Genomic DNA, 21,247 nt, shown 5'->3' with positions numbered 1-21,247 from the left:
CGATAAAGCGGCTCGACGCGAATTGACTGGCGGAGTTTGCCGAACAATCGACCGGCGCGGTCAGCCGGCGCTCAGCCACGCGTCGGCCACCTCGCCGTGCAGCCCGTCGAGTGCGCCGTCGTGGACGATCCGTCCCCGCCCCATCACCGCCACGCGCCGCGCGAGCCGCGGTGCGAACTGCAGCCGCTGCTCGATCAGCACGATCGCGACGCCGTCGGCCTGCAGCGCGGCGAGACACGTGCCGACTTCGTCGACCGCGAGCGGCGCCAGCCCCTCGGCCGGTTCGTCGACGATCAGCACGCGCGGGCGGCCGGCGAGTGCGCGCACCAGCGCGAGCACCTGCTGCTCGCCGCCCGACAGCCGCCCGGCCTTCACGTCCGCGCGCGCGGCCAGCAGCGGAAAACGCTCGAACAGGCGGTCGAGCGCCGCCCGTTCGGCCGCGCCGCTTGCGCCGCGCAAACCGAGTCGCAGGTTGTCGCGCACGCTCAGCAGCGGAAACACGTCGCGGCTTTCGGCCACGTAAGCAACGCCACGCCGCGCGATCTCGAACGTGCGCGCCCCCGCGCACTCGGCGCCGGCGATGCGCACCGAGCCGGCCGTGCGCACGAGCCCCATCACGGCCTTCGCGAGCGTCGAGCGCCCCGAGCCGTTGCGGCCGAGCAGCGCGAGCGTCTCGCCCGGCGCGAGCGCGAGATCGACGCCGTCGAGCACGGGCTGCATCCCGTACCACGCGCGCAGCCCGCGAATGTCGAGCACCGCGCTCATGCCGCCCCCTCGCCCAGGTACGCGGCGCGCACGCGCGGATCGGCGCGGATCGCGTCGGGCGCGCCGGTCGCGACCACCGTGCCGCGCACGAGCACCGTGATGCGCTCGGCGAAACCGAACACAGCGTCCATGTCGTGCTCGATCATCAGCACCGTGCGGCCCTGCGTCGTCGCCCGGATCAGCGCGATCATCCGCGCGGCCTGCGCGCGGCTCATGCCGGCCGTCGGCTCGTCGAGCAGCAGCGTGCGCGCGCCGCTCGCGAGCGCGATGCCGAGATCGAGCGCGCGCTGCTCCGCATAGCCGAGTTCGCCGGCCGGCGTGTCGCGCCGCGCGTCGAGGCCGATGTCGTGCAGCACGCGCGCGGCCGCGAGATCGACCGACGCGGATTCGCGCAGCCGGTTCCACCAGCGCCGCCGTTCGGCCGGCGCATGCAGCGCCGCGCAGCGCAGGTTGTCGAATACGCTCAGGCGCGCGAACGCGCTCGTCTGCTGGAAACTGCGGCCGATGCCGAGGCGGCTCGCGACGACCGGCCCGCGCCCGCGCAGCGCGACGCCGTGCAGCATGACGCGCCCGCGCGTGGGCCGCGTCGCGCCCGCGATCACGCCGAACAGCGTCGACTTGCCGGCGCCGTTCGGCCCGATCAGCGCGTGGCGCTCGCCGGCCGCGATGCTCAGATCGACACCGTCTAGCACGGTCTGCGCGCCGAAGCGCTGCACGATGCCGTGAAGCGCGATCGCGTTGCCGTTCATCGCGCGTCCTCCCGCGTGCCGGCCGCCGCGCCGTGCCCGAGCCGCGCACGCCAGCCCCACAGCAGCATGCCGATGCCGGCCGCCGAACACGCGACGGCCCAGCCGATCGGCGTATCGGCGTCGATGCCCCATGCGCCGAACGCGACGCCCGTGCCGTCGTCCTGCGCGAAGCGCCACGCATAGCCGAGCTCGGCCGCGCAGACGATCGCGACGCCCCAGAACGCGCACGCGCCGACGCCGCATGCCATGCGCCACCGCTCGAGCGCCGGCGCGCCGCGCCGCAGCGCCTGCGCGAGCGCCCGTGCAATGCCCGCGATCCCGCCCGGCGCGGCGACGACGATCGCGACGAACAGCACGCCGAGATACAGCGCCCACGCGCGCGACACGCCCGCGACGACGACGCTCAGCGCGGTCAGCACGGCCGCGCCGGCCGCCGGCCCGAAGAATGCGCCGGTGCCGCCGATCACCGCGGCGATCAGCACGGTCGCCGAGCGCGCCATCGATACGCTGTCGGGCGTCGCGATCTCGACGTCGATCAGCGTCAGCGTGCCGGCGACGCCCGCGAAAAACGACGCGCAGGTGACCATCGCGAGCCGCACGCGGCGCGGATCGGTGCCGAGCGCGGCGACGCGCGCCGGGTTGTCGCGCACCGCGTTCGCGAGCCGCGCGAGCGGCGTGCGGGACAGCGCATGCATCGCCCAAGCCGACACGACGCACCACGCGGCGATCAGCGCATACGCGTGCGCCGGCGCGCCGAACTGCGCGTTGCCCCACGGCGCGCCGCTCGCGCGGTCGATCGGCACGCCGCCGATCCCGCCGAACCACACCGGGACGCTCCACGCGGCCGCCGCGACGCATTCGCCGAGCCCGAGCGTGATCATCGCGAACGCGGTGCCGGAACGGCGCGTCGCCAGCAGCCCGGCGACGCATCCGAAGCCCGCGCCGGCCACGCCGCCGACGAGCGGCAACAGCGGCAGCGGGCCGCCGATGCGATTGAACCAGTGCGCGGCCGCGAACGCGCCGAGGCCCGCGAACGCCGCGTGCCCGAACGACAGCAGCCCGGTCGTGCCGAGTTGAAGGTTGTACGACAGCGCGAGCACGACGAGCGCGGCCGTCTGAGCCAGATAGCCGAGCACCGCGCCATGCGGCCACAGCCACGCGGGCAGCGCGAAACATGCGGCGAACAGCGCCCAGCGCACGCCTGCGGCGAGTGCGCGGCTATGCATCGACACGCTCGCCGAACAACCCGCGCGGCCGCGCGACCAGCACCGCGACGAGCAGCAGGTACGGCACCAGCGGCGCCAGTTGCGCGATCGACACCGCGGCCACGCTGTCGGGCAGCGCGATGCCCGTCCATTGCGCGAGATCGCGCAGCGACGTGTCGCTCGCGGCCGCGAAGGTCTGCGCGAAGCCGACCGTGAGCGACGCCACGAACGCGCCGCCGAGCGAACCCAGGCCGCCGATCACGACGACCGCGAACACGACCGAGCCGACGGTCTCGGCCAGCGCGGGCTCGATCACCGCGAGCGGCGCGCCGATCACGCCGGCCAGCGCCGCGAGCGCGGTGCCCGCGCCGAACAGCGCCGTCATCACGCGCGGCACGTCGTAGCCGAGCGCCTCGACCGCCGCACGATGCGTGAGCGCCGCGCGCACGACGAGCCCGATGCGCGACGCCCGCAGCAGCACGCCGAGCGCGACCAGCATCGTCGCGGACATCGCCATCATGAACAGCCGGTAACGCGGCAGCGCAAGACCGAACACGTTCGCGGGCGCGCCGTCGAACAGCGGCGGCACGGGCGCCGGCAGCGGCGCGAGGCCCCACGCGAGTTTTGCGCCCTCGCCGATCAGGTACGCGAGACCGAAGGTCAACAGCAGTTCGCTCGTATGGCCGCGCGCCTGCACGCGGCGCAGCAGCACGCGTTCGCAGCCGGCGCCGAGCAGCCCGACCGCGAGCGGCGCGAGCACGAGCGCCGGCCAGAAGCCCGCCTGAGCCGCGATGCTGTAGCCGACATACGCGCCGAGCATGTAGAAGCTCGCATGCGCGAAGTTGAGCACGCCCTGCACGCTGAAGATCAGCGTGAGGCCGGCCGACAGCATGAACAGCAGCAAGCCGTAGCTGAGGCCGTTGAAGGCCTGGAGCGCGAATGCGTGCACCGCGTGCCGTCAGGCGGCGAGCGGTTCGAGCGCGGCGCGCAGCGCGTCGGGCAGCGGCACCGGGCGGCGCGTGCCGCGATCGACGTACACGTGCACGAAATGCCCCTGCGCGGCGGGCGACGCATCGCCTTGCGCGAACAGCCCGACCTCATAACGCACGCTCGACGTGCCAAGCTTCACGACGCGCAGCCCCGCGTCGACCGATTGCGGGAACACGAGCGGCGCGAAGTAGTTGCACTGCGTCTCGACGACCAGCCCGATCGTCTGCCCGTGCTCGACGTCGAGCACGCCCGCGCGGATCAGGTACGCGTTCACGACGGTGTCGAAGTAGCTGTAGTAGACGACGTTGTTCACGTGCCCGTAGACGTCGTTGTCCATCCAGCGGGTCGTGATCGGCAGGAAGTGGCGATAGGCGTCGCGCGGACGCGGTTGCGGCTTGTCGGACATGGCGATGGCGCTCAGGACGATGAAAGCGGTTGGGACGATGGGGATGATGCGCGGCGGCCGCATGACGCAGCGCGCCGGCAGGAAACGCAGCCCCGCGCCGCGATCACGCGCGGCACGGCGGACGACACCCTGCGGGCAGGCCGGCCCGTCACTGCCCCGGCCGGTCGACGAATTCGAAATCGAGGCCGCGCGCGCACATCCAGTCGGCGAGCGCGACGCCCGTGCCGGCGCGCCACGGGCGCAGCAGCGGCGGATCGACGAGCTTGTATTCGAGCAGTTCCGGCGATAGCGACACCGTGCCCGACGCGCGCACGTGGTACGCGATGATCAGTTCGTTCTTGCGGATGAATTCGTACACGCCGACGAGCGACACGTGCTCGGCCTTCAGCGCGGTTTCCTCGAACACCTCGCGCGCGATGCCGTCCTCGGGCGTTTCGCCGTTTTCGAGGAAGCCGGTGATCAGCGCGAACATCCCTTCGGGCCACGCGGCGTTGCGCGCGAGCAGGATCTTGCCGTCGAGTTCGACGATCGCGGCGACGACGGGCAGCGGATTGTTCCAGTGCACGTAGCCGCAGGTGTCGTCGGGACAGGCCTGGCGGATGCGGCCGCCCTCATGGTCGGGATCGGCACGCTCGGTCAGCGGGTTCGCGCAGCGCGGGCAAAAGCGGTAGTCGGCGGTGGTCATCGATGGGGATCTGGCGAGCGCCCGGCATCGGCCTGCAGGCCGCGTCGCGCGTCCGCTCGGCGCGGAAAAGGCTTCATTCTAGCGAGTTTGCCCGCGCCCGAGACGATCCGGCCCCACCGGCGTCAGGCGGACCGGCGCCCGCGTGCGGCGCGCGCCGCGAAGCCGCCGGCGCCGATCAGCAGCGCCGCCGCCGCGACCCACAGCGCGGGCGTAAACGACCCGAAGCGCGCGGCCAGCGGCGCCGCGACGAGCGGCCCGAGGATCTGCCCGACGCCGTACGACGCGGTCGCATAGCCCATCAGCCCGGCCGCGCGCTCGCCGTGCAGGCGCCGGGCCTCGCGCATCGCGAACAGCGTGATCGCGGTGAACGGCAACCCGAGCAGCGCGCTGCCGACCGAGAAGCCGACCGCGTCCGGCCACACGATCCCGGCTGCGATGCCGAGCGTCTGCGTCGCGCAGCCGGCCGCCAGCAGCAGCCGGTTGTCCCAGTGCCCGGGCAGCCGCGCGGCGGTGATCGCGCCGACGATCAGCGCCGCACCGAACATCGGCCAGAACAGGTCGGGCCACGGCGAGCCGGCCGGCAGCGCGGCGCGCGCGATCACCGGCAGGAACGTCGCGGTGATGATGTAGCCGAAGCCCGGTGTGCCGTATAGCGCAACGAGCCACGCGGCGTCCGCGCGGTGGCCTCGCGTGTCGGCCCGTGCGGCCTGGGTGGCCGACGCTCCGGTGGCCATATGCGGTGCGGCGGCCGGCGGCGTCGCCTGCGCGTGCGCCGGGGCCGGCGCCGGGGCCGCGCCGAACGTGCGCCAGATCGCGACCGACAGCACGGCGGACAACGCCGCGAAACCGAGCCAGCCCACCGCCGCATGTTGGCCGGCCAGCGCGCTGCCGATCAGGCCCGTCACGACGATGCCGACGCCTGGCCCCGCATAGATCACCCCGCTCCATTCGGGCGCATGCAGGTCGGCCAGCCGCCGCAGGCCCCACTGCGACACGAACACGAACGTCCACGCACTGACGATGCCCGCGACGAAACGCACGACGAGCCACACCGGCAGCAGGTGACCGACGCCCATCGCGGCGGTCAGCAGCACGGTCGCCGCGAGCCCGAAGCGCACCATCCGCGCCGGCGCGACGCGCAGCGCCGCGCAACTGAGCGCGCCGGCAAAGTACCCCGCATAGTTCGCCGACGCGAGCCAGCTGCCGGCTTTCAGGCCGATCGAGCCGTCCGCGAGCATCAGCGGCAACAGCGGCGTGAACGCGAAACGGCCGACACCGAGCACGACGGCCAGGCCGACCATGCAGGCGAGCGCGGCCGCGCGGGCGCGGCGGTCGGCCTGGTCGGACGAAAGGACGCGGGCGGCTGCGGTCAGGGCATCGAAGCGGGACATGGCGGCAAAGGCCGGCGCGTCGCGCACGCCGGCCGGATCGGAAATCGGAATGGGTTCATCCTAGCTTGACCAACCATTCTCGAAAAATGAATAATTAAGAATCAACCCATCCCTCGGAGAGAATCATGGACCTGGCGGCGCTGGCGATCTTCCGGGCGGTCGTGCGCGAGAACGGCGTGACGCGCGCGGCGGCCAAGCTCAATCGCGTGCAGTCGAACGTCACGACGCGCATCAAGCAGCTGGAGGAAGAACTGGGCGCGGCGCTGTTCGTGCGCGACGGCCGCCGGCTCGTGCTGACGCCGGCCGGGCATACGCTGCTGCCGTATGCGGAGCGCCTGCTCGCGCTCGCCGACGAGGCGCGCGACGCGGTGCGCGAGGACACGCCGCGCGGCCGGCTACGGCTCGGCACGATGGAAAGCACGGCCGCGAGCCGGCTGCCGGCCCTTCTCGCGCGCTACCACCATGCGTGGCCGGACGTGTCGCTCGAGCTGCTGACGGGCACGACGGGTTGCCTGATCGACCGCGTGCGCGACTTCGAGATCGACGCCGCGCTGTTCGCGCGCCCGCCCGAGCCGGACGCGCTGCCCGACACGTTCGAGACGGTGCCGATTTTCCGCGAGGATCTCGTGCTGCTCACGCCGCGCGGCCATCCGCCGGTGCGCACGCCGCGCGACGTGATCCTGCCGACGCTGATCGCGTTCGAGCGCGGCTGCGCGTATCGCAAGTACGTCGAACAGTGGTATGCGGCGCACGGCGTGAAGCCGGCGCGCGTGCTCGAACTCGGCTCGTATCACGCGATCGTCGCGTGCGTCGCGGCCGGCGCGGGCATCGCGGTCGCGCCACGCTCGGTGCTCGATCTGCAGCCCGGGACCGACAACATCGCCGCGCACGCGATTCCCGAACTCGCCGGCATCGACACGCTGCTCGGGTGGCGGCGCGGTTATGCGTCGGCGGCGCTCGCAGCACTCCGCGATGCGCTCACCGAAGCCACGCGGCAGCCTGACGACGCGGCGAAGCCGGCCGCGACCGTGCCGGCCTGACCCGGGTTCGCGCGCCGCCGTGGCGATCGCGACACGCACAACTTGCCCAGCCGGCACAAACAAAACGACCCGACCGGCACCTGCCGATCGGGTCGTTTTTCGATTCACGCGATGCCGTCGGCGCGACGGCATCGCATCGGTCGTGCAACGATCAGAGCCGTTCCTCGACCCAGCCCTTCACGCCGGCCAGCGCGCCCGGCAGGTTCGCCGGCTCGGTGCCGCCCGCCTGCGCCATGTCCGGACGACCGCCGCCCTTGCCGCCCACTTGCTGCGCGACGAAGTTCACGAGTTCGCCGGCCTTGACCTTCTTGCTCGCGTCCGGCGTGACGCCCGCGATCAGGCTGACCTTGCCGCCTTCGACGGCCGCCAGCACGATCGCCGCGCACTTCAGCTTGTCCTTCAGCTTGTCGACCGTTTCGCGCAGCGTCTTAGCGTCCGCACCGTCGAGCGTCGCGGCCAGCACGTACACGCCGCCGATTTCGACGGCCTGCTGCGCGAGCTCGTCGCCCTGGCTCGACGCGAGCTTCGACTTCAGCGCGCCCAGTTCCTTCTCGAGCGACTTCACCTGCTCCTGCACCTGCGCGATCCGCTGCGTGAGTTCCGACGGCTGCGCCTTCAGCGCGGCCGCGGCTTCGTTCACGCGTGCGTCGAGTTCCTGCACGTAGCGCACCGCGTTGTCGCCGGTGATCGCCTCGACGCGGCGGATGCCGGCCGCGACGCCGCCTTCGACGACGATCTTGAACAGGCCGATGTCGCCGGTGCGATGCACGTGCGTGCCGCCGCACAGTTCGCGCGAGAAGCCGAGGTCGAGCACGCGCACTTCGTCGCCGTACTTCTCGCCGAACAGCGCCATCGCGCCGCCCTTCACCGCTTCGTCGTACGGCATCACGCGCACGATGCCCGGCGCGTTCGCGAGGATTTCGTCGTTGACGATCTGCTCGACGCGACGGATTTCGTCATCGGTCATCGGTGCGTTGTGCGCGAAGTCGAAACGGGTCTTGTCCGCGTCGACGAGCGAACCCTTCTGCTGCACGTGCGCGCCGAGCACTTCACGCAGCGCCTTGTGCATCAGGTGAGTGGCCGAGTGGTTGCGCTGCGTGCGGGCGCGGCGGTGCGCGTCGATTTCCGCGCGCACGACGTCGCCGACCTTGAGCGTGCCCTGCTCGAGCGTGCCGTGATGACCGATCACGTCGGCCTGCACCTTCAGCGTGTCGGCCACAGCGAAGCGCGTCGCGGCGTTCGCGAGCACGCCCTGGTCGCCGACCTGGCCGCCCGATTCCGCATAGAACGGCGTGTGGTCGAGCACGACGACCGCGTCCTGGCCGGCCTTCACTTCGTTGACGGCCGAGCCGTCGACGTACAGCGCGACGATCTTCGCGTCGTCGAACGCGATTTCCTCGTAACCGTGGAACGTGGTTTTCGCGCCCGAGTATTCGAGGCCCTGCGTGGCCTTGAACTTGCCGGCCGCGCGCGCCTGCTCGCGCTGGCGCGCCATCGCGTCGTCGAAGGCCGGCTCGTCGACGGTCATCCCGCGCTCGCGGCACACGTCGGCCGTCAGGTCCAGCGGGAAGCCGTAGGTATCGTGCAGCTTGAACGCGAGCTCGCCGTCGAGCACCTTGCCGCCCTTCGCGTCGACGTCGGCCAGCGCGGCTTCGAGGATCGACATCCCGTGCTCGATGGTTTCGAAGAAGCGCTCTTCTTCCTGGCGCAGCACGTCGGTCACGCGCTGCTCCGCTTCCTTCAGTTCCGGATAGGCGGTGCCCATCTCGGCGACGAGGTCGGCCACCAGCTTGTGGAAGAACGCGCCCTTGCGGCCCAGCTTGTAGCCATGGCGGATCGCGCGGCGCACGATCCGGCGCAGCACGTAGCCGCGGCCTTCGTTGCCGGGGATCACGCCGTCGACGATCAGGAACGAGCATGCGCGGATGTGATCGGCGATCACCTTCAGCGAGTTGTTCGTGAGGTCGCTGATCTCGGTCACGCGCGCGGCGGCCTTGATCAGGTTCTGGAACAGGTCGATCTCGTAGTTGCTGTGCACGTGCTGCAGCACCGCGGCGAGACGCTCGAGGCCCATGCCGGTGTCGACCGACTGCTTCGGCAGGCGCGTCATGTTGCCCTGCGCATCGCGGTTGAACTGCATGAACACGAGGTTCCAGATCTCGATGTAGCGGTCGCCGTCTTCTTCGGGCGACCCCGGCGGGCCGCCCCACACGTCCGGGCCGTGGTCGTAGAAGATTTCGGTACACGGGCCGCACGGGCCGGTGTCGCCCATCGTCCAGAAGTTGTCCGACGCGTAGCGCGCGCCCTTGTTGTCGCCGATCCGGATGATCCGCTCGGTCGGCACGCCGACTTCCTTCGCCCAGATGTCGTACGCCTCGTCGTCTTCCTGGTAGACGGTCACCCACAGCTTGTCCTTCGGCAGCTGGTAGACCGTGGTCAGCAGCTCCCACGCGAACTTGATCGCGTCGTGCTTGAAGTAGTCGCCGAACGAGAAGTTGCCGAGCATCTCGAAGAACGTGTGGTGGCGCGCCGTGTAGCCGACGTTCTCGAGGTCGTTGTGCTTGCCGCCCGCGCGCACGCTGCGCTGCGCCGTCGTGGCGCGCGAGTACGGGCGCGGGTCCGTGCCGAGGAAGACGTCCTTGAACTGGACCATGCCCGAGTTCGTGAACATCAGCGTGGGGTCGTTACCGGGCACGAGGCTCGACGAGCGGACGATCGTGTGGCCCTTCGATTCGAAGAATTTGAGGAATTTCTCGCGGATTTCGGCAGCTTTCATGGCGTGCGGGGACAGTCTGGCAAAGACGGCTTCAAACGCCGGCGCCCCAGGCGGGGCGCACGGCGGCATGGATTCGGAAACGATCGATTATACGGGATCGAGGCCGGCTTCCGGGCAAAGCGCGGGCAAGGCGGCCCGGCTATCCGGACGACCCGCCTGGGCCACCCGCGCGGCCGATTCGCCTTAAGATGCTCGGGATGCCAATCGGCCTTGCCCGACAACGCAGGCCCGCCATGAAAGGAGACGATTCGACGATGGGTGCCCTGAGCCATATCCGCGTGCTGGACCTGACCCGCGTGCTCGCGGGCCCGTGGTGCGCGCAGACCCTCGCCGATTTCGGCGCGGACGTGATCAAGGTCGAACGCCCGGGCGCCGGCGACGACACGCGCCACTGGGGGCCGCCGTACCTGAAGGACGCGGACGGCGCGGATACCGCCGAAGCCGCTTACTACCTCGCGGCGAACCGCAACAAGCGCTCGGTGACGATCGACATCGCGACGCCCGACGGGCAGCGGATCGTGCGCGAGCTCGCCGCGCAAAGCGACGTCGTGCTCGAGAACTACAAGGTCGGCCAGTTGAAGAAATACGGGCTCGACTATGAATCGCTGCGGGCGGTGAAGCCCGACCTCGTCTACTGCTCGGTCACCGGCTTCGGCCAGACGGGGCCGTACGCGCATCGCGCGGGCTACGACTTCATCGTGCAGGGGATCGGCGGCTTCATGAGCATCACCGGCGAGCGCGACGGCGAACCGGGCGGCGGCCCGCAGAAAGCCGGCGTCGCGATCGCCGATCTCGCGACCGGCCTCTATTCGACGATCGCCGTGCTCGCCGCGCTCGCGCACCGCGACCGCACGGGCGAAGGCCAGTACATCGACATGGCGCTGCTCGACGTGCAGGTCGCGCTGCTCGCGAACATGAACACCAACTTCCTCGCGAGCGGCAAGCCGCCGGTGCGCTGGGGCAACGCGCATCCGAACATCGTGCCGTACCAGACGTTCCAGACGCGCGACGGCTGGATCATCGTCGCGGTCGGCAACGACGGGCAGTTCCGCAAGTTCGTCGAGGCGGGCGGCCGGGCCGAGCTGGCCGACGACGAGCGCTTCGCGACGAACCCGTCGCGCGTGCGTCACCGCGACACGCTGGTGCCGATCCTCGCGGAGATGGTGAAGGCGCGCGACAAGGCCGACTGGATCGGCGCGCTCGAAGCGGCCGGCGTGCCGTGCGGGCCGATCAACGAACTCGACGAGGTGTTCGACAACGAGCAGGTGGTTGCGCGCGGGATGCAGGTATCGCTGCCGCATCCGTGCGGCGCGGACGTGAAGCTCGTGCGCAACCCGATCCGGATGAGCGCGACGCCGCCCGACGCGCGCACGGCCCCGCCGCTGCTCGGCGCGCAGACGGAAGACGTGCTGCGCGACATGCTCGGCTACGACGATGTGCGGATCGCCGCGTTGAAGGCGAAGCAGGCGATCTGAGCGCGGTTCGAGCGGCGGCCTCGCGATGGCCTCGCGGTGGCTGCGGGGCGCGCGCGACGGCGTATCAGGCGATCGCCTGCGACCGATACGCCGATCGAACGCGCCACGCGAACCAACGAGATTGACGGAGTCGACGGGTCAGCGCGCCAGCGCATCGAGCCAGCCGCGCGCTTGCGGCCAGTCGCCGAGCCCGCTGTCCGCGTTGATGTGGCCGCGCGGGCCGAGGTCATGGAACGTGCTGCCCCACGCGTTCGCGCAGCCGCGTGCGAACGCGAGCGAACCGTACGGATCGTCGCTGCTCGCGACCACGCAGGTCGGAAACGGCAGCCGCTCGTGCGGGACCGGGCCGAACCCGTGCGCGTCGACCGGAAACGCCGGCCCGGCCGGATCGGGCAACGCGACGAGCAGCGCGCCGCGCACTTTCGCGAGCGCGGCCGGCCGCGCGTAGCGGGTCGCCCACCACGCCGTGGTCAGTGTACCGAGGCTGTGGCCGGCGATCAGCACGGGCCCGCGCGCGGCTTCAACCGCCCGGTCGAGCGCGAGACACCAGCCGTTGCGGAAGGCGTGATCCCAGTCAGGCATCGCAATCCGCACGAAACGCGGATCGGCGCGCTCCCAGCGGCTCTGCCAGTGAAGCGGGCCCGAATTGGCGTGGCCCGGCAAGACGAAAACGACGGGGTCGGTCATAGAGGGATTCGTCGACGAATGAAATCGTGTTGTAGCGTCGACGCAGTGTCGCACACCCGCCTCTCCCTGATGGTGCCTGTCAAAATCCGGGGGATGTGCATGACCTTCAAGCGGGTCGTGACGCGCTCAAGGCAGGCGTCACGACCGGGCCGGCGGTCGGGTGAGCCCGCGTCGCGGGCGCCCGCCGGCGTGAATCAGCGTACGCCGGCGCCGACCAGGCCGCCAGCTGCCGCGCCGGCCACCGTGCCGACCGGGCCGCCCGTGATCAGGTAGCCGAGCGCGCCGCCCGCGGCCGCGCCGATACCGGCATTGCGCTGCGTATGCGTCATCGCGCATGCGCCGAGTTGCGACAGGACCGCGACGATCACCGCGGTACGAACGAGAAAAGTGGTCTTCTTCATCATGGTTGTTGGTTTCCTCCCGCCCCGCAAAAGTTGCGAATGGCGGCATTGACTCGGTGAAGGCATCATAGGAAACGCCGAACGACGCCCGCAATCCGATTTACGTCGTGTTACAGCCGACACACACTCGATATATTGGGATACACGTCGCGAACGGACGGCGCCCGACCCGCAGGCCGCGCGGGACGGACCCCGGTCAGGTAGAATTACAGGATTAAACCGGCGCGACGCGCCGACACAACCCTGACGCCAACCGCATGAGCACCGAACGCAACGACGCCCCCGCGGCTTCCAATTTCATCCGCAACATCATCGACGACGACAACCGCACCGGCAAATGGGGCGGGCGCGTCGAGACGCGCTTCCCGCCCGAGCCGAACGGCTATCTGCACATCGGCCACGCGAAGAGCATCTGCCTGAACTTCAGCGTCGCGCGCGACTACGGCGGCGTGTGCCACCTGCGCTTCGACGACACGAACCCGGAAAAGGAAAGCGTCGAATACGTCGACTCGATCGTCGACGCGGTGCGCTGGCTCGGTTTCGACTGGCGCAAGGATGCCGTCGATCATCAGTATTTCGCGAGCGACTACTACGACAAGCTGTACGAATTCGCCGAGCTGCTGATCCAGCGCGGCAAGGCGTACGTCGACAGCCAGAGCGCCGACGAAATGCGCGCGAACCGCGGCTCGCTGACCGAAGGCGGCAAGCCGTCGCCGTTCCGCGACCGCACGCCGGCGGAAAACCTCGACCTGTTCCGCCGCATGAAGGCCGGCGAGTTCAAGGAAGGCGAGCACGTGCTGCGCGCGAAGATCGACATGGCGTCGCCGAACATGAACATGCGCGACCCGGTGATCTACCGGATCCGCTACGCGCACCACTACCGCACCGGCGACGCATGGTGCGTGTATCCGATGTACGACTACACGCACTGCATCTCGGATGCGCTCGAAGGCATCACGCACTCGCTGTGCACGCTCGAATTCGAGGATCATCGCCCGCTGTACGACTGGGTGCTGAACGAACTCGCGGAAGCCGGCGTGTTCACGCGCCCGCTGCCCCAACAGATCGAATTCTCGCGGCTGAACCTCACGTACGCGATCACCAGCAAGCGCAAGCTGCTGCAGCTCGTCACCGAAGGCCACGTCGATGGCTGGGACGACCCGCGCATGCCGACGATCGTCGGCGTGCGCCGCCGCGGCTTCACGCCGGAGAGCATTCACCTGTTCTGCGAGCGGATCGGCGTGACGAAGATCGATTCGTGGATCGACATGAGCGTCTTCGAAGGCGCGCTGCGCGACGACCTCGACGACAAGGCCGCGCGCACGGTCGCGGTGCTCGATCCGCTGAAGCTCGTGATCGACAACTATCCGGAAGACCTCGAGGAGGCCTGCACGGCGCCCGTTCATCCGCACCATCCGGACCGCGGCGTGCGCACGTTCCCGATCTCGCGCGAACTGTGGATCGAGCGCGAGGATTTCGTCGAGCATCCGCCGAAGGGCTATTTCCGGCTGTTCCCGGGCAACAAGGTGCGCCTGCGCTACGGCTACGTGATCGAATGCACGGGTTTCGACAAGGACGCCGACGGCAACGTGACGGCCGTGCACTGCAACTACTTCCCGGACAGCAAGTCGGGCACCGAAGGCGCGAACACGTACAAGGTCAAGGGCAACATCCACTGGGTCAGCGCGAAGCACGCGCAGCCGGCCGAAGTGCGGATCTACGATCGCCTGTTCAAGGAGCCGCACCCGGATGCGGGCGGCGCGAACTTCCTCGAGGCGCTGAACCCCGATTCGAAGAAGATCGTGCAGGCGTACGTCGAGCCGGGCAACGGCGACGTCGCGCCGGAAACGCGCCTGCAGTTCGAGCGCCATGGCTACTTTGTTGCAGACCGTGTCGATTCGAAGCCGGGCAAGCCGGTGTTCAACCGGATCGTCGGGCTGCGCGACAGCTGGGGCAAGCCGGCCTGACGGCCTGCGCCGCGCGGCGGCGGGCGGCTTCGCAAGCCGCCCCGCTGCCTGCCCATGAAAAAACCGGCTCGAGGGCCGGTTTTTTCATGGGCGTGCGCCGAAGGACGGCCGGCGGCAACGAAAACTGCGGCGCCCGTTCACGTGCCCGACAAGCGCCGATGCAGTTCCACCAGCGACAGCTTCGTGCGAAACAACCGCGCGAGGCTGCGGCTCGCATAGGTGTCGACGTCGCCCGGCGCGGTCCAGCGGTACGCATCCATCTCGGGAATCATCGAGCCGTCGCGACGGCTCGGAAAGAGCGACGTACATGTGCACTGAGCCGGATCGATCTCGCCTTCGGCCACCTGCACCGCGAACAGGTGCAGGTCCTTGTCATGCCGGTACGCGAAGCGGCCGAGATCGAGCAAGCGCGCCGGTGCGAATTCGATCCCGGTTTCCTCGAGCAGTTCGCGCAGCGCGGCGTCGGCCGGCGTCTCGCCCGGCTCGCCCTGCCCCTTCGGGATATCCCAGTGCGTGGTGTCCGTCGCGTGCGCGAGGAACACGCGGCCACCCGCATCGAGGATCACGACGCCGCACGATACCGTGCGCGGCGCGCCGCCCCGCTTCGTCATGCGCGTGCTCAGCGCTTCTGCAACTGCCACTTGCCCGCGGCCGTCTTGCAGTAGACGGGCTTGAGCGTCATCGTCTGGCCCTTGGCGGTGATTTCGGTCGCGATTTCACGGCAGGTCTTGCCGTCCGTCTCGGTCGTGCTCGGCGTGAGCTTCGCGTCGATCTGCGTGCCGCGGCCGCTGCTCTGCCACGTCGTGGTTTCGCCGTCCTTGCCTTCGTCGCGGGCCTGCACGACCGCCTTCGTGAGCGATGCGCGATCGGTGTTGCTGAAATAGCTGATCGGCGTGTCGTTCAGGAAGTTCAGGTTGTTCTGCGCATGGGCGGGCAGCATCGCGGCTGCGCACGCGGCGCCGGCCAGCACGCGCGTGACGACGGAAAGGGATGCACGCATCGACATGTTTTTTTCTCCTTGGATGTTCGATCGAACGGCGCGGCGCATGCCGGCGAACCGGGGGCCGGCCCTCCGGCGCGCGCCACGCCCGTCAGCGAGCGAGCATAGCATGCGTGCCGCAAGGACCGTCTTCTAGCGCGCAGCAGACGCGGCCGTCGGTTGATATCCGTCGGTCAGCGTGCCGAGGAACGCGATCACGTCCTTGATCTCGGCCGCATTCAGCGCCGGCCGATCGCCGCGCTTGCGGTCGAACGGCGGCTCGCGGTTGATGTTCGGCCAGTAGCGCTTCGGCAAATCGTCGTAGATCTGCACCTTGCCGTGCACGACCGGGTAGAACTTCTCCGGATGGATGTCGCGTTCGACGTAGAAGCGCATCACGTCCTCGAGCGAGTGATACACGCCGTTGTGGAAGAACGTCTTGCGCAGCGCGACGTTACGCAGCGACGGCGTGCGGAACAGCCCGCAGAATTCGTCGCGCCCCTTCAGGTCGGTGCGTTCGGGGCCGCATGCGCCGAGATCGTAAAAGCGCGGGTCGCGATTGACCGGCAGCGCGCGGTTGCGCGGCACCGCGATCGCGATCAGCCCGAAATCGCTGAACTGCGGCGGGCCGCCCTCGAGCGTGCGCTGGCTGATGTGGCAGCTCGCGCAGTTGCCCTTCTTCTCGTCGTTGAACAACTGCAGCCCGTGCAGCTCCGCGGGCGTGAGCTGCGCGTGGCCGGCGAGATATGCGTCGTATTTGCTCGTGTACGGATCGAACAGCGCAGGCTGCTGCTGAAATGCGTCGAGCGCGCGCAGCACCGCATCGAACGTCGCCAGGTCGTCGCCGAGCACCCGGTCGCCGAACGCCTTGCGGAACGCGTCGGCATACGGCGCGGCGCGCACCGCCTTCGCGACCCGTGCGGGCGAACTGCTCATCTCGAACGGCGACGTGAGCGGAATGCGCGCCTGCGCGTCGCGCGTGTCGACGCGGCCATCCCAGGTCAGCCCGCCGGTCGGACCCGCGTCGATGCTTTCGTCACCCTCGTCCGGCGAATCGTGGAAGTGCTCGCTGAACGGCGGGATGCCGCGCAGGTACTTCAGCGACGGCACCGCGCGAAAGCCGGTACGGTGCATGTCGTCGCCGCCCAGTTGCACCGACAGCGCGTTCGGCGGCCCGAACGCATGCTCGGCACTGTGGCACGACGCGCAAGCGAGCTTGCCGGACCCGGACAGCGACGGATCGAAGAACAACTGCTTGCCGAGCGCCGTCATCTGCTTCACGCCCTCGAACACCTGCGCGCGCGTCTGCGGCTGGCCGGCCGGCGCGACCGCCGGAACGGGAGCGGCCTGGGCCATCGGTACGACGGACGCGGCCGGTGCGGTCGTGCCGGGCCGCGCATCGCAACCGGCGAGCGCCGCGAGCGCGCCGACCACCGCGAGCGTCGCCGCGGCCGGGATCAGCGATCGCGCGGACGCGAAGGATTTCAGAAGGGTGTGCATCGTTGTTCTGGTAGCGGTGGGCGATCGGCCGGAGCTTATGTCAGTTCCGTGACCGTTGAATGACGTTCCACCGACAGTCAATTGAAAGCGGCCCTACACTCGGCTGTCAAATCGGTTCCAGATAATGCGCGCAGCCGGGCAGTACCGCGAGGTTCGTGCGCCGGCCCTTCCGCACCCGGTTCCCACACGCGACCAACGACGAAGAGAGAGAACATCGCATGAAGAAGCACGCCTGGATTCGCTGCACGCCGATCGCCCTCGCGGCCGCGCTCGGCCTGACCGCCTGCGGCGGCGACGACGTCACGCAGCAGGGCCTGTCGGCCGTCAAGAACGTCGTCGTGATCTATGCGGAAAACCGCAGCTTCGACAATCTGTACGGCAACTTCCCGGGCGCGAACGGGCTGCAGAACGCGACGGCCGCGAACTCGGTGCAGAAGGACCGCGACGGCTCGACGATGGCGACGCTGCCGAAGATCTGGGGCGGCCTGACCGCGACCGGCATCACGCCGGCGGTGACCGAGGCGATGACGGCGAACCTGCCGAACGCGCCGTTCGCGATCGACGATCCGAACGGTTTCAATCAGTCGATGAGCATCGCGACGCGCGACATCGTGCACCGCTTCTATCAGGACCAGATGCAGATCAACGGCGGCAAGAACGACATGTACGCCGCATGGACCGACGCGGGCGGCCTGACGATGGGCCACTACACGGCCGATCCGTCGAAGCTGCCGCTGTGGAAGATCGCGCAGCAGTACGTGCTGGCCGACAACTTCTTCATGGGCGCGTTCGGCGGGTCGTTCCTGAACCACCAGTACCTGATCTGCGCGTGCGCACCGTACTACCCGAACGCCGACAAGAGCCCGGCGGCCGGCAAGATCGCCGTGCTGAACGCCGACGGCAAGTCGCTGAAGGTCGCGACGAACTCGCCGGCTTCCGCGCTGAGCGGCCCGCCGAAGTTCGTCAACGACGGCGCGCTGACGCCCGACTTCTACGGCATCAACACGATGCAACCGGCGTATCAGCCGAGCGGCAACAAGGCGGCCACGGGCGGCGATCCGCTGCTCGCCGACCCGGCCAATCCGTCGACGATGCCGCCGCAGACGGCGACCAACATCGGCGACCTGATGACCAACGCGGGCGTGTCGTGGGCGTGGTATTCCGGCGCGTGGGGCCAGGCGCTGCAGGCGAGCCAGAACGGCACGTCGAACGTGATCTACGGCGCCGACCTGTCGACGCCGAACTTCCAGCCGCACCATCAGCCGTTCAACTACTTCGCGAACCAGGCGCCGGGCACCGCGAGCCGTGCGCAGCACCTGCTCGACGGCGGCGCGAACGGCGCCGAGTTCATCAAGGCGATCGATGCGGGCGCGCTGCCGCAGGTCACGTTCTACAAGCCGCAAGGCAACCTGAACGAGCACCCGGGCTACACGGACGTCACCTCCGGCGACCAGCACATCGCCGACGTGATCGCGCACCTGCAGGCCGGCCCGCAATGGAAGAACATGGTCGTGGTCGTCACGTACGACGAAAACGGCGGCTTCTGGGATCATGCGACGCCGCCGAATGCCGATCGCTGGGGCCCGGGCACCCGCATTCCGACGCTGATCGTGTCGCCGTATGCGAAGAAGGGCTTCGTCGACCATACGCAGTACGACACGGGCTCGATCCTGCGCTTCATCACGCGCCGCTTCTCGTTGCCGCGCCTCGCGGGCCTGCAGCAGCGCGACGACGCGCTGAAGGCGAACGGCGCGCAGCCGATGGGCGACCTGACGAACGCGCTCGCGCTGTCGCCGAACCTGTAACGGCATCGCCGTCACCGCGAACGGGCCGGCCACGCCGCCGGCCCGGACGAACGAAGGGCAGCCCCGCTGGGCTGCCCTTTTTCATGCCGCGTGCGGGTGGCCGCGCGCCGCCGTCACCACCCGTACTTCAGCTCGACACCGACGTAATCCGCGTTGTGCCCGCCCGCCTGCCGGATCGCGTCGCCGACCTGGAAATGCACGGCCTCGATCGCGCCGATCAGCGGCGTCAGCACTTCAAGTTTCGGGTTGCTCATGGCGGACGGGTCCTGTGAACGGAAAAAGGCCGGGCCTGCCTCGACCGTGAAAACAGGAGGCGCCCGGAATGCGTCGGCGCCGGATCGTCATCGGCCGCGCCGAAACATTTAAGCCGCAAACGCGCGGCGCGAACATCCAACGAATGGAATCGATCCGATTCCGGAAACGACGCCGGTTCGAACTCGCCCGCTCTTTTTTTCTTCGCGCAAACCCGATACGCTTTCAAAACTTTGACGGTGCCGTTCCGGTGCCGCTCGGCCGTCACGAGGCGCCCCCATGAAACCGTATGTCCTCTCGCTGCTCGCCGGCATCCTCACCGGGGTCATCTACGGCGCGATCGGCGTGAACTCGCCCGCGCCGCCGGTCATCGCGCTCGTCGGCCTGCTCGGCATGCTGGCCGGCGAACAGATGCTGCCCGTCGCGCGGCGCATGCTGTCCGGCCATCGGCTGAACGCCGCGTGGTGCGACGCGAAGTGCAGCCAGCACATGTTCGGCGCGCTGCCGGGCGGCGCCGCGAACGACCGCAAGCCTTCTTGATCCACTCCATCGCCGCCCGCCACGCATGACCAACGTCGAGCTGTTCCATTACCTGTTGCTGTTGATCTGCGGCGCGGGCGCCCTCACCTGGCTCGCCGAGCGAATCTCGATTCCGCCGGCCGTCGTGCTGCTGCTCGGCGGCTGCGTAGTCGCCGTCGCCGGCAAGCGCGCGCCCGACATGGACCCGGCGCTGCTGCTCGCCGCCGTGCTGCCGCCGCTGCTGATGTCGAGCGGGTTCTACACCGCGTGGAAGGAATTCCGGCAGGAGCTTGCATCGATCGCGTCGCTCGCGCTCGGGGCCGTGGCGTTCACGACCGTCGCGGTCGCGCTTGCCGTGCATGCGGCGAATCCCGCGCTGCCGTGGGCCGCGTGCTTCACGCTCGGCGCGATCGTGTCGCCGCCCGACGCCGTCGCCGCGAAGGCGATCCTGCAGCGCCACCCGCTGCCCGCACGGCTCGTCGCGGTGCTCGAAGGCGAAAGCCTCGTCAACGATGCGTCGGGCCTGCTGCTGTACCAGATGGCCGTGTCGGCCGCGCTCGCCGTGTCGATCACGGGGGCGAGCGCGACCGGCCTGTTCTTCTCGCTCACGCTGATCGGCATCGCGGTCGGCCTCGCGTGCGGCCATGCGATGTGCTGGGTGCTGCAACGCCTGCGCGAGCCGATGCTCGGCATCGTCGTGACGTTCGCGATGGCATGGGGCAGCTACGGAATCGCGGAAGCCGTCGGCGGCTCCGGCGTGCTGTCGGTCGTCACCTGCGGCCTCGTGCTCGGCGTGCGCCAGCATCGCGTGTTCGGCGCCGACATGCGGATCAAGGCGAAGGCGACATGGGAAGCGATCGTGTTCGTGCTCGACGCGCTCGTGTTCATCCTGATCGGCCTCGCGCTGCACGCGATCCTCGCGGGCGTGAACCACGAAGGCGCGGTGCTGATGGCCGGCCTGCGGGTCGCGCTGCCGGCGACGGCCGCCGCGATCGGCGCGCGCGTCGTGTGGGTGTTCGTCGCGATGTGGCTGCCGGGCCGCCTGTGCGCGCGGCGCGCGGGCCACGCGGCGTGGTCGTGGCGCGAAGCCGTCGTGCTCGGCTGGTCGGGCATGCGCGGCGTGGTGAGCCTCGCGGCCGCGATCGCGCTGCCCGCCAGCTTCCCGGGCCGCGACCTGATTCTGTTCAGCACGTTCCTGCTGATCATCGCGACGCTCGTCGTGCAGGGCGGCACGCTCGCGCCGCTGATCCGCGTGCTGAAACTGCGCCCGGCCGCGCGCCGCACGATGTCCGAACATGCGGTGCGCGCGCACACGTTCGGCGCGGCGCTTGCCGAGCTCGACGCGCGCGAGCAGCGCGGCGCCGGCCTCGAACGCGCATCGCTCGACCGGCTGCTGACCGAATACCGCAGCCGCGTCGCGTTCAACGAACGCGCGCACCGCGACGGCGCGGAGCCCGCGGACGTGCGCGCGCGGATGCTGCGCGTCGAGCTCGAGCTGGTCGGCGTGTCGCGCGACGCGCTGCTCGGCCTGCATCGCGACGGCCGGGTCGACGACGCGGTGCTGCACCGCATAGAATCCGAACTGGATTTCGAGGAGCTGCGACTGCAGCGCCTGCTCGAACCCTGACGTCCGGCCCGCGGCCATGCCCGGCCGG

20 protein-coding genes are annotated in these 21,247 nt (G+C 69.7%); 6 read left to right on the top strand and 14 right to left on the bottom strand.

Annotated elements, in window-relative coordinates:
* Nucleotides 1–60: 60 nt before the first annotated feature.
* The 7 genes from QZM72_RS18245 to QZM72_RS18215 form a co-directional block, all read right to left on the bottom strand.
* Nucleotides 61–765 carry an ABC transporter ATP-binding protein gene (locus tag QZM72_RS18245; RefSeq protein WP_301738873.1) on the bottom strand — a complete coding sequence of 235 codons (705 nt, stop codon included), beginning with the start codon at nt 763–765 and terminating at the stop codon, nt 61–63.
* Nucleotides 762–1,514, bottom strand: a complete 753-nt coding sequence (locus QZM72_RS18240; protein ID WP_089467934.1) for an ABC transporter ATP-binding protein — start codon at nt 1,512–1,514, stop codon at nt 762–764. Before QZM72_RS18240 ends, QZM72_RS18245 begins: the two co-directional genes overlap by 4 nt.
* Nucleotides 1,511–2,740, bottom strand: coding sequence for a branched-chain amino acid ABC transporter permease (locus tag QZM72_RS18235; RefSeq protein WP_301738872.1), 1,230 nt, complete (start codon nt 2,738–2,740; stop codon nt 1,511–1,513). Before QZM72_RS18235 ends, QZM72_RS18240 begins: the two co-directional genes overlap by 4 nt.
* Nucleotides 2,733–3,668: a branched-chain amino acid ABC transporter permease gene (locus tag QZM72_RS18230; protein ID WP_301738871.1), complete on the bottom strand. Its 936-nt coding sequence runs from the start codon at nt 3,666–3,668 to the stop codon at nt 2,733–2,735. The genes QZM72_RS18235 and QZM72_RS18230 overlap by 8 nt, the downstream gene beginning before the upstream one ends.
* A gap of 9 nt (nt 3,669–3,677) precedes the next feature.
* Nucleotides 3,678–4,115, bottom strand: coding sequence for a thioesterase family protein (locus tag QZM72_RS18225; protein WP_069621300.1), 438 nt, complete (start codon nt 4,113–4,115; stop codon nt 3,678–3,680).
* 148 nt (nt 4,116–4,263) lie between these two features.
* Complete coding sequence (locus QZM72_RS18220; protein WP_301738870.1) at nt 4,264–4,800, bottom strand: NUDIX domain-containing protein; 537 nt, start codon at nt 4,798–4,800, stop codon at nt 4,264–4,266.
* 122 nt (nt 4,801–4,922) lie between these two features.
* Entirely contained in the window at nt 4,923–6,191 is a 1,269-nt protein-coding gene (locus QZM72_RS18215; protein ID WP_301738868.1) for a YbfB/YjiJ family MFS transporter, read from the bottom strand.
* Between the two features lie 125 nt (nt 6,192–6,316).
* On the opposite strand from QZM72_RS18215, the gene QZM72_RS18210 reads away from it, so the two are divergent.
* Nucleotides 6,317–7,231, top strand: coding sequence for a LysR family transcriptional regulator (locus QZM72_RS18210; RefSeq protein ID WP_089467230.1), 915 nt, complete (start codon nt 6,317–6,319; stop codon nt 7,229–7,231).
* Nucleotides 7,232–7,382: 151 nt separating this feature from the next.
* Here QZM72_RS18210 and alaS read toward each other — a convergent pair whose 3' ends face one another.
* Complete coding sequence (alaS, locus tag QZM72_RS18205; RefSeq protein ID WP_301738867.1) at nt 7,383–10,007, bottom strand: alanine--tRNA ligase; 2,625 nt, start codon at nt 10,005–10,007, stop codon at nt 7,383–7,385.
* 254 nt (nt 10,008–10,261) lie between these two features.
* Here alaS and QZM72_RS18200 point away from each other — a divergent pair, with 254 nt between their 5' ends.
* Entirely contained in the window at nt 10,262–11,482 is a 1,221-nt protein-coding gene (locus QZM72_RS18200) for a CaiB/BaiF CoA-transferase family protein (RefSeq protein WP_089467228.1), read from the top strand.
* A 138-nt stretch (nt 11,483–11,620) separates the two neighbouring features.
* Here the strand turns inward: QZM72_RS18200 and QZM72_RS18195 are convergent, their stop codons facing one another.
* Nucleotides 11,621–12,169: an alpha/beta hydrolase gene (locus tag QZM72_RS18195; protein ID WP_301738866.1), complete on the bottom strand. Its 549-nt coding sequence runs from the start codon at nt 12,167–12,169 to the stop codon at nt 11,621–11,623.
* Nucleotides 12,170–12,363: 194 nt separating this feature from the next.
* A complete protein-coding gene (locus tag QZM72_RS18190) occupies nt 12,364–12,573 on the bottom strand; it encodes an ornithine acetyltransferase (RefSeq protein WP_011656605.1) in 210 nt (69 codons plus the stop codon).
* A 254-nt stretch (nt 12,574–12,827) separates the two neighbouring features.
* Between QZM72_RS18190 and QZM72_RS18185 the strand changes: the two genes are divergently transcribed.
* Nucleotides 12,828–14,537: a glutamine--tRNA ligase/YqeY domain fusion protein gene (locus QZM72_RS18185; protein ID WP_301738865.1), complete on the top strand. Its 1,710-nt coding sequence runs from the start codon at nt 12,828–12,830 to the stop codon at nt 14,535–14,537.
* A gap of 137 nt (nt 14,538–14,674) precedes the next feature.
* Here QZM72_RS18185 and QZM72_RS18180 read toward each other — a convergent pair whose 3' ends face one another.
* From QZM72_RS18180 to QZM72_RS18170, 3 genes are all read right to left on the bottom strand, one after another.
* Nucleotides 14,675–15,148: an NUDIX hydrolase gene (locus QZM72_RS18180; protein WP_301738864.1), complete on the bottom strand. Its 474-nt coding sequence runs from the start codon at nt 15,146–15,148 to the stop codon at nt 14,675–14,677.
* Nucleotides 15,149–15,156: 8 nt separating this feature from the next.
* Entirely contained in the window at nt 15,157–15,543 is a 387-nt protein-coding gene (locus tag QZM72_RS18175) for a hypothetical protein (RefSeq protein WP_301738863.1), read from the bottom strand.
* Between the two features lie 126 nt (nt 15,544–15,669).
* Nucleotides 15,670–17,016 carry a cytochrome-c peroxidase gene (locus tag QZM72_RS18170; protein WP_301738862.1) on the bottom strand — a complete coding sequence of 449 codons (1,347 nt, stop codon included), beginning with the start codon at nt 17,014–17,016 and terminating at the stop codon, nt 15,670–15,672.
* Nucleotides 17,017–17,234: 218 nt separating this feature from the next.
* On the opposite strand from QZM72_RS18170, the gene QZM72_RS18165 reads away from it, so the two are divergent.
* A complete protein-coding gene (locus QZM72_RS18165; RefSeq protein ID WP_301738860.1) occupies nt 17,235–18,821 on the top strand; it encodes an acid phosphatase in 1,587 nt (528 codons plus the stop codon).
* A 113-nt stretch (nt 18,822–18,934) separates the two neighbouring features.
* Here the strand turns inward: QZM72_RS18165 and QZM72_RS18160 are convergent, their stop codons facing one another.
* Nucleotides 18,935–19,075 carry a hypothetical protein gene (locus QZM72_RS18160; protein ID WP_179233364.1) on the bottom strand — a complete coding sequence of 47 codons (141 nt, stop codon included), beginning with the start codon at nt 19,073–19,075 and terminating at the stop codon, nt 18,935–18,937.
* Nucleotides 19,076–19,352: 277 nt separating this feature from the next.
* Between QZM72_RS18160 and QZM72_RS18155 the strand changes: the two genes are divergently transcribed.
* Together QZM72_RS18155 and QZM72_RS18150 are read left to right on the top strand one after the other, a co-directional pair.
* Nucleotides 19,353–19,613, top strand: a complete 261-nt coding sequence (locus tag QZM72_RS18155; protein WP_301738859.1) for a XapX domain-containing protein — start codon at nt 19,353–19,355, stop codon at nt 19,611–19,613.
* 25 nt (nt 19,614–19,638) lie between these two features.
* Nucleotides 19,639–21,219, top strand: coding sequence for a sodium:proton antiporter (locus tag QZM72_RS18150; RefSeq protein WP_301738858.1), 1,581 nt, complete (start codon nt 19,639–19,641; stop codon nt 21,217–21,219).
* Nucleotides 21,220–21,247: the final 28 nt, after the last annotated feature.

The sequence above is a fragment of the Burkholderia sp. AU45388 genome (assembly GCF_030481585.1).
In the GTDB taxonomy this organism is placed as follows: Bacteria; Pseudomonadota; Gammaproteobacteria; order Burkholderiales; family Burkholderiaceae; genus Burkholderia; species Burkholderia sola.
The sequence above is the reverse complement of the archived record's forward strand: the minus strand, read 5'-3'. Positions and strand labels throughout refer to the sequence as shown.

What these genes read in the sequence shown, in the direction of transcription:
- QZM72_RS18200 (WP_089467228.1), top strand. Translation starts at nt 10,262, where the DNA reads ATGGGTGCCCTGAGCCATATCCGCGTGCTGGACCTGACCCGCGTGCTC.
- QZM72_RS18160 (WP_179233364.1), bottom strand. Translation starts at nt 19,075, where the DNA reads ATGAGCAACCCGAAACTTGAAGTGCTGACGCCGCTGATCGGCGCGATC.
- QZM72_RS18215 (WP_301738868.1), bottom strand. Translation starts at nt 6,191, where the DNA reads ATGTCCCGCTTCGATGCCCTGACCGCAGCCGCCCGCGTCCTTTCGTCC.
- QZM72_RS18155 (WP_301738859.1), top strand. Translation starts at nt 19,353, where the DNA reads ATGAAACCGTATGTCCTCTCGCTGCTCGCCGGCATCCTCACCGGGGTC.
- QZM72_RS18240 (WP_089467934.1), bottom strand. Translation starts at nt 1,514, where the DNA reads ATGAACGGCAACGCGATCGCGCTTCACGGCATCGTGCAGCGCTTCGGC.
- QZM72_RS18220 (WP_301738870.1), bottom strand. Translation starts at nt 4,800, where the DNA reads ATGACCACCGCCGACTACCGCTTTTGCCCGCGCTGCGCGAACCCGCTG.
- QZM72_RS18150 (WP_301738858.1), top strand. Translation starts at nt 19,639, where the DNA reads ATGACCAACGTCGAGCTGTTCCATTACCTGTTGCTGTTGATCTGCGGC.
- QZM72_RS18175 (WP_301738863.1), bottom strand. Translation starts at nt 15,543, where the DNA reads ATGTCGATGCGTGCATCCCTTTCCGTCGTCACGCGCGTGCTGGCCGGC.
- alaS (WP_301738867.1), bottom strand. Translation starts at nt 10,007, where the DNA reads ATGAAAGCTGCCGAAATCCGCGAGAAATTCCTCAAATTCTTCGAATCG.
- QZM72_RS18180 (WP_301738864.1), bottom strand. Translation starts at nt 15,148, where the DNA reads ATGACGAAGCGGGGCGGCGCGCCGCGCACGGTATCGTGCGGCGTCGTG.
- QZM72_RS18195 (WP_301738866.1), bottom strand. Translation starts at nt 12,169, where the DNA reads ATGACCGACCCCGTCGTTTTCGTCTTGCCGGGCCACGCCAATTCGGGC.
- QZM72_RS18210 (WP_089467230.1), top strand. Translation starts at nt 6,317, where the DNA reads ATGGACCTGGCGGCGCTGGCGATCTTCCGGGCGGTCGTGCGCGAGAAC.
- QZM72_RS18190 (WP_011656605.1), bottom strand. Translation starts at nt 12,573, where the DNA reads ATGATGAAGAAGACCACTTTTCTCGTTCGTACCGCGGTGATCGTCGCG.
- QZM72_RS18170 (WP_301738862.1), bottom strand. Translation starts at nt 17,016, where the DNA reads ATGCACACCCTTCTGAAATCCTTCGCGTCCGCGCGATCGCTGATCCCG.
- QZM72_RS18245 (WP_301738873.1), bottom strand. Translation starts at nt 765, where the DNA reads ATGAGCGCGGTGCTCGACATTCGCGGGCTGCGCGCGTGGTACGGGATG.
- QZM72_RS18185 (WP_301738865.1), top strand. Translation starts at nt 12,828, where the DNA reads ATGAGCACCGAACGCAACGACGCCCCCGCGGCTTCCAATTTCATCCGC.
- QZM72_RS18235 (WP_301738872.1), bottom strand. Translation starts at nt 2,740, where the DNA reads ATGCATAGCCGCGCACTCGCCGCAGGCGTGCGCTGGGCGCTGTTCGCC.
- QZM72_RS18165 (WP_301738860.1), top strand. Translation starts at nt 17,235, where the DNA reads ATGAAGAAGCACGCCTGGATTCGCTGCACGCCGATCGCCCTCGCGGCC.
- QZM72_RS18225 (WP_069621300.1), bottom strand. Translation starts at nt 4,115, where the DNA reads ATGTCCGACAAGCCGCAACCGCGTCCGCGCGACGCCTATCGCCACTTC.